This is a genomic window from Wolbachia endosymbiont of Drosophila bocki, from assembly GCF_028982005.1.
GTDB classification, from domain to species: domain Bacteria; phylum Pseudomonadota; class Alphaproteobacteria; order Rickettsiales; family Anaplasmataceae; genus Wolbachia; species Wolbachia pipientis.
The window spans coordinates 1-6,255 of sequence record NZ_JAPQLG010000208.1; the positions used below are offsets into that span (position 1 = coordinate 1).

General features: G+C 35.3%; 6 protein-coding genes and 1 pseudogene. 1 reads left to right on the forward strand and 6 read right to left on the reverse strand.

The features are described from left to right. The 5 genes from OZD61_RS05125 to OZD61_RS05145 all read right to left on the reverse strand — a co-directional run. On the reverse strand, positions 1-658 hold a 658-nt coding region (locus OZD61_RS05125), incomplete at its 3' end, for an Rpn family recombination-promoting nuclease/putative transposase (protein WP_274980084.1). 290 nt (positions 659-948) lie between these two features. Next, the gene (dxr, locus tag OZD61_RS05130) at positions 949-2,112 is read right to left on the reverse strand and encodes a 1-deoxy-D-xylulose-5-phosphate reductoisomerase (protein ID WP_274980085.1); all 1,164 of its coding nucleotides are present in this window, start codon (positions 2,110-2,112) and stop codon (positions 949-951) included. Positions 2,113-2,194: 82 nt separating this feature from the next. Then, entirely contained in the window at positions 2,195-2,692 is a 498-nt protein-coding gene (locus OZD61_RS05135) for a hypothetical protein (protein ID WP_274980086.1), read from the reverse strand. 320 nt (positions 2,693-3,012) lie between these two features. Beyond that, positions 3,013-3,714 (reverse strand): ABC transporter ATP-binding protein, encoded by a 702-nt coding sequence (locus tag OZD61_RS05140; RefSeq protein WP_274980087.1) that lies wholly within the window; start codon positions 3,712-3,714, stop codon positions 3,013-3,015. Then, positions 3,707-4,489 carry an MlaE family ABC transporter permease gene (locus tag OZD61_RS05145; RefSeq protein WP_274980088.1) on the reverse strand — a complete coding sequence of 261 codons (783 nt, stop codon included), beginning with the start codon at positions 4,487-4,489 and terminating at the stop codon, positions 3,707-3,709. The genes OZD61_RS05140 and OZD61_RS05145 overlap by 8 nt, the downstream gene beginning before the upstream one ends. 243 nt (positions 4,490-4,732) lie before the next feature. On the opposite strand from OZD61_RS05145, the gene plsY reads away from it, so the two are divergent. Then, positions 4,733-5,305, forward strand: coding sequence for a glycerol-3-phosphate 1-O-acyltransferase PlsY (plsY, locus tag OZD61_RS05150; RefSeq protein ID WP_007548744.1), 573 nt, complete (start codon positions 4,733-4,735; stop codon positions 5,303-5,305). Here the strand turns inward: plsY and OZD61_RS05155 are convergent. Continuing rightward, positions 5,300-6,255: pseudogene (locus OZD61_RS05155) on the reverse strand (hypothetical protein); the annotation flags it as partial. The gene plsY and the pseudogene OZD61_RS05155 sit on opposite strands and share 6 nt — an antisense overlap.

The following is a 6,255-nucleotide window of genomic DNA, read 5'->3' on the forward strand; positions in this document are numbered from 1 at the left end:
CTTTTTCATTCCAGCTAAACCTGTCTAATTCATCGTAGGCTAACTTTATTATTGGTGCTTTTTCTGCTATTTTCCTTAAGTCTTCTTCCGTAGTTTCATCTGCATATTTGAAGAAAAATAACCAACGATCCACTATGCTTTCTAGCTGTTCTTCCTTATTCTTAGGAAATTTAGGTAGTTCAATAAATACAAATTGAAAATCTTTTAAGTCATGCTCATTGGTTTTCTCATCTCTTATAGTGTGGCTGGATATATAATCAAGCTTATCAGGAAATAAATTACAATTAGAGATAGCAATAAAGAAAACCTTCTTTAAATCAATGTACTTACCAGATTTATCAGCTTGCCTTGAGCAAGCCTTAGCAGCATATAATTGAGCTCGTTTTTCGAAGCCTTTATCGCGAGTGAGCTGCATTTCAATCACATACCTAGCCCCACTAGAGTCCCTGCAAAGAACATCAACTATACTTTGCTTATCAGAGGCAATTTCAGGATCCATTATAGTACTGAGGAATTCCACTTCTTGTATAGTATTTATCTCGGTAAACCCTAAAATATCATTCAAAAAATGTATGAGAATATTCTTATTTTTTTCAGTGCCAAAGATTCTTTTAAAGGTTAAATCCAGCTTAGGGTCGAGAAACTTAGATAAAGCCATAGCCAAAGTGCTTAAAAATATTAATAATTATACACTATTATTAACAATTATTCAACCATATTTTTGAAGATAGCTATGCCGCCGCGAACCGTCATACCGCCGCGGTATCTCTAGATCCCGCTAACAAGCAGCGGGATGACGAATTACTTAACCGTCATACCACCGCGAACCGTCATACCGCGATTCATTCGCGGTATCTCGGCATAGATTCCGCTAACTAGTAGCGGAATGACGATTGTGCATCGTGCTTTGCTAAAAAAAATCACAGAATACAGTCTGGTTACATTACTCTAGCTATACGCAACAACTTTACTTTCAACAACTTTATTAGCAATAATACGACTTCCATAATCAATATTTATTATATCAGATAGTGAATTAATATCAGTATAACTACCAAAACTTTCCATTGTTGATTCCACTACCTCTACTATTTTTAAAAAGCCGATTCGTGACTTCAAAAATTCATTAACAGCTATTTCATTTGCAGCATTGAGCACAATACTGTTTGTTTGTGGAGCAGAAGAGTTTAACACTGCCATGCTAAGCTTTAGCGCAGGAAAACGCTTATGGTCTGGTTCTTGAAAGGTCAATTTTCCTTGCTTTGTTAAATCTAATTTACGATTTAAAGCTGATCTTTCCGGCCAAGATAGAGCATATGAAATAGGAATTGCCATGTCAGTTTCTGCAAGCACAGCAAAGTTGAACCCATCCTTATAAGTTACAATTCCATGTACTATTGACTCAGGATGCACTATTGCTTCAATTTTATCCGGGCTGATGTTAAACAAGTTATGTGCTTCTATTATCTCTAGTGCCTTATTCATCATTGTTGCGCTATCAACCGAGATTTTCTTTCCCATATTCCAAGTGGGGTGACTAAGCGCCTGATCTACCATGATATTTCTTAATTGCTCAAGGCTATAATTTAAGAATGGTCCACCAGAAGCAGTAAGTATGATCTTTTCTACGCATTTGTCGTCATTTTGCAAAATTTGAAAAATTGCATTGTGCTCAGAGTCAATAGGGATTATTTGTACATTTTTTTCTTTAGCTTTTTTGAGTAATAACTTTCCACCGCAAACAATGCTTTCTTTGTTTGCCAATGCAATGACTTTGGTACCGCTTTCTATAACTTCCATAACTGGCCCAAGGCCTGCAATGCCAACTATTGCAACAACTGAGAGATCAACAGGTATGGTAGCAATATTTGTAGCACCAATTGCTATTTTTACATCTGTACCAAGTAAACTTTCTTTCAAATCTTTGTAAAACCTTTCATCGGAGATAGCAACATATTTTGCATTTAGCAGTTTTGCTTGGTGTACCAGTAGAGCAAAGTTCGAATGGGCACTTAGTGCTTCCACTTGGTATTCTTCTTTTCTCTTTGAGAGCAAATCTACAGTCCTTTTTCCAACACTTCCTGTTGACCCTAAAACTGAAACCTTTTTCACTAAGACAAACTCATGTTAATTATAACAACAGCAACTTTTCTTATTAGGCCTTCTCGCATACTATTCAGCAGTTTTTAAGCGTTTAACCAAGTTCATGCCCGTGGTCATCACCAACAGATGGTGAAGGACCAGGTGAAAAAGATTGACCATGGTGATCACCTGCATCATGCATGTCTTGCAAACCACCAGCATTATGAGCCATTTCATTATTGGCATGAGGGTAATCATCTGAGTGAGGTCCCTCATCACCATGAGCCATATCCATTCCTTCTGATGGCATATCTTCCCCACCTCCACCTGAAAAATATTCTGCAAGGCCTTCAAGAAATTTTATGCCAAACATATTACCTGATTTTCCAAACAGCGTTACTAGACTACTACCACTCACCAAACCTTCAAACACGTTACTATAAGCAGCAATTGCTCCTTCATGAAAGTTGAACAACCATTTCATTCCATCCACGACTGTTGAAACAGAGTCACTATGACCAAGACCAAAACCACTTTTCTCACCAGCAGCCTCTTGGTGTTGCTGCTGCGCTTGCCATTCTGCAATATTTGGACCTTGAGCTTCACTCATAAATTTTTACTCTCAACCTTAAGCTATTATTTTATCACAAATATTGCAAAATATCAATAGAGCTTTTGAATATAGCTAATACAAACAATTTCTGTCATCCTATATATAGCTAAACTGACTTACGACAATTTGAAAAACGACAAATTCGTCATTCCGCTACTAGTTAGCGGAATCTATGCCGAGATACCGCGAATGAATCGCGGTATGACGTGTTAGCTATAGGATCCAGTTTGAAAAAAATCTGAATTCCAATGTCCACTACCTTTTACAAAGTTAAAACTTAAAAATATGACTGTTAGCAATAGTGTATATATCTTTAGCTATATATAATGAATGAATTTTTTTATATATTCGTTATTAGTATTTTGTATTTCCTGAACAGTTCCATGGGAAATGATCTCCCCTTCATATAATACTGCTATTTTATCAGCTATTTTAAATGCGCTATGAATATCATGTGTAATCGTGATAATTGTAGGGTTAAGATCTCTAGACAATTTTATTATTATCTCGTTTACTATATCTGACATAATTGGGTCCAATCCTGAAGTTGGTTCATCCAAAATAATGATTTCTGGATTGTGTGCAATCGCCCTTGCAAGTGCCACTCTTTTTTTCATTCCACCTGATAGCTCTATTGGAAACATATCTGCTATGCTTCCCTCCAGTCCAACATCACTTAACTTCTCGATTGCTAGCTGTTTTGCCTCTTTTTTGCTGATATTAAAGCGCTTTTTATAATTAAAAGATATATTTTCCCACACTGTAACGTAGTCAAATAAAGCGGAATTTTGAAATAAAACCCCAAATTTATTTTTGCTTTTACTATTTATTTTAACAGACCCTGAGTCTGGAGCAAGCAAGCCGATAATTGTTTTTGTTAATACAGATTTGCCGCTTCCTGAGCCACCAAGTATGACTAATGATTCCCCTTTTAATATATCAAAATTTAGATCTTTTAGTACTGTCCTATCATCAAAAGATAAGCTTAAGTTCAATATTGATATTATGGGGTTACGCATGTATCAAAGTAATCATGTAGTTTGCTAAAATGATCAGTATGGACGATAAAACAACAGTTGATGTTGTAGCAACACCTACTCCTCGTGCACCTTCTTTGCAATGGTAACCGTAATAGCAGCTTGAGACAGAAATTATGGCGCCAAATACAGTCGCTTTTATTAGCCCAGTTATAAAATCATACGTATTAAAGAACTGAGCTGTGTGTTTAATGTATATATTTAAATTGTGGTTAAATTCGAAGACTGCAGTGATACATCCTCCAAATATTCCTATTAAATCTGCACATACTGTAAGTATGGGAAATACTATGATTAACGCTAAAATCCTTGGTGCAATTAAATATTTAAAAGGGTTGATGTTCAAGGTTGTAAGTGCATCTATTTGCTCGGTGATGCGCATTGTACCAATTTCTGCTGCAACTGATGATCCAACCTTTCCTACCATTATTAAGCTGATCAAAACTGGTCCTAACTCTTTAATGATAGTGATCGTAACAAGTTTGGGTATTATCTGTTCTTGGTTAATTAATGGGTCACTCAAGCTACTTTGTAAAACTATTGCCGCTCCTATAAAAACTCCAGTGAGCCCAACAATTGGCAGAGAGAAAAAGCCTATCTCTATAATTTGTCTTGCTATGTTGCTAAAATAATATGGTGGCACAAGGCAGTGGTATAGAGATTGAATAAAAAATATGAATGCACTACCAAGCCTTAACAAAAAATTGATAAAGTACCTACCAATTATTCTAACACTATTTATATCAAAAAAGCTCACTTTGTATTCATTTTAGCTAGAGGTTAGTCTTACTGATTTTATTAAAATTTTTATTAACTTTATCGCAAAGTATAGCTGAGATATGTTTTAAGTTCAACATACTTGATATTTTAATTTAAAGCTCATATAGCTAACCCAAGAAAGGGTTCCCTACGTCATACCGCCGCGGTATCTCAGCATAGATCCCGCTAACAAGCAGCGGGATGACGAAATTTTGCGATTATTAATCAGTAAATTTTACCTGTGTTAGTTATAGTCCTTACACTATCCTACATACTCGGTTCAATACCGTTTAGCTTAATTATTACAAGAATAAAAGGGATAAACTTAAGAGAAGTAGGTTCAGGAAACATTGGTGCTACAAACGTTGCAAGGACGGGAAATAAATTTCTTGCTGCTTTGGCATTATTTCTGGATTCCTTCAAGGGATTTATTGCCGTTTATATAGCACAACAATTTTGTGATAATAACGATTTTTATATATATGTATCTGCAATTTTAGCAGTTTTAGGACACATGTTTCCTATTTGGCTAAAATTCAGTGGAGGAAAGGGCGTTGCAACCACTCTAGGGATACTGATAGCATTTAACATTGATATTACTTTAGTATTCGTAATAATTTGGATAATAGTTTTTCTTGCCTTTAGATACTCTTCCCTTGCTTCACTCAGTGCTACTTCAACGGCTGTAGCATGGTCCTTTTTTTTTCAGAGGAATTTGTTCTTAACATTACTAATTATAGGAGCACTGGTCTTCCTAAAACACCACAGAAATATTGTGAATCTTCTGCAAGGTAAGGAAAATAAATTTTTATAAGTGTGCTGACTCTGTTGCTATATTACTAACAGATACTTCATGCGAGAAACGACTTGAGACTACTTCTTCTACTTCTTTTATCATTTCTTCCATGTTTTTTCCACTTTTCTTACATGCATCATCAAGTGCTAATTTTAGTTTACGTATATCATTCTCTTCTAGCATCTTATTCATTTCTTTTTTCGTTATCTCTAATTTTTTTAGTAAGATGTTCTCCATTATCTCTCTCTCATCACCTTCATACTGGCCACTTAGTCTGCTATATGCAATGCAACACTTCTTTTCTCGCGGCAAGGTTGACAGACCCCGCAATGTAACATCCACTTGAACTTCTATAGAGTTAACTTCCCTAGCCTTTTCAGCAGCTTCTGACCTAAATTTCTCAACTTCTCCTATTATTATTTTGTTAGCTATTCTTTTAGCTCCATCCAAAGATGAATCCTTGAGAGAAAAATCTGTCTCGAGTAGATCTCGATTTAATAGCTCTAAGAATACTTTTTTTCCGATGTTTTCGAGTAAACTTTCTTGGTCACCTAAACCATGCTCCTGCAGTTTATTTCTCATGTGCTGAACCAGCTCACAACATTGTAATTTATTTAACTTTATAGAGCTAATATTTTTCATTAACGTCAGCACAATTTGTTCACTATATTGAGAAGTAATACTCAATAATTTTCTCATTAAAGGAATACTTACTTCTGAAATAAAATCATCAACTATTTTTTGACTTTCATCATCTTCATAACCATTTTGAACGTCATACCAAGCCTTAAAAATTTCTTTATTGTTTTTCTTGTTTTTTAACCTGTCTAACATGAACTTACGTGCTTCATTTTGTGCTCCTGGAAGTAATATTTGCCTAGGAGGAGTAAATCCAATTTCTGGATCAGGATGAATACCCTCTAGCGTGCTTAACATTCTATAGATAATACCGGTGAAGCAAGTGTTAG

Bases quoted from the DNA above. Each gene is read 5' to 3' on its own strand.
- OZD61_RS05140 (WP_274980087.1), bottom strand. From the start codon at position 3,714: ATGCGTAACCCCATAATATCAATATTGAACTTAAGCTTATCTTTTGAT.
- OZD61_RS05135 (WP_274980086.1), bottom strand. From the start codon at position 2,692: ATGAGTGAAGCTCAAGGTCCAAATATTGCAGAATGGCAAGCGCAGCAG.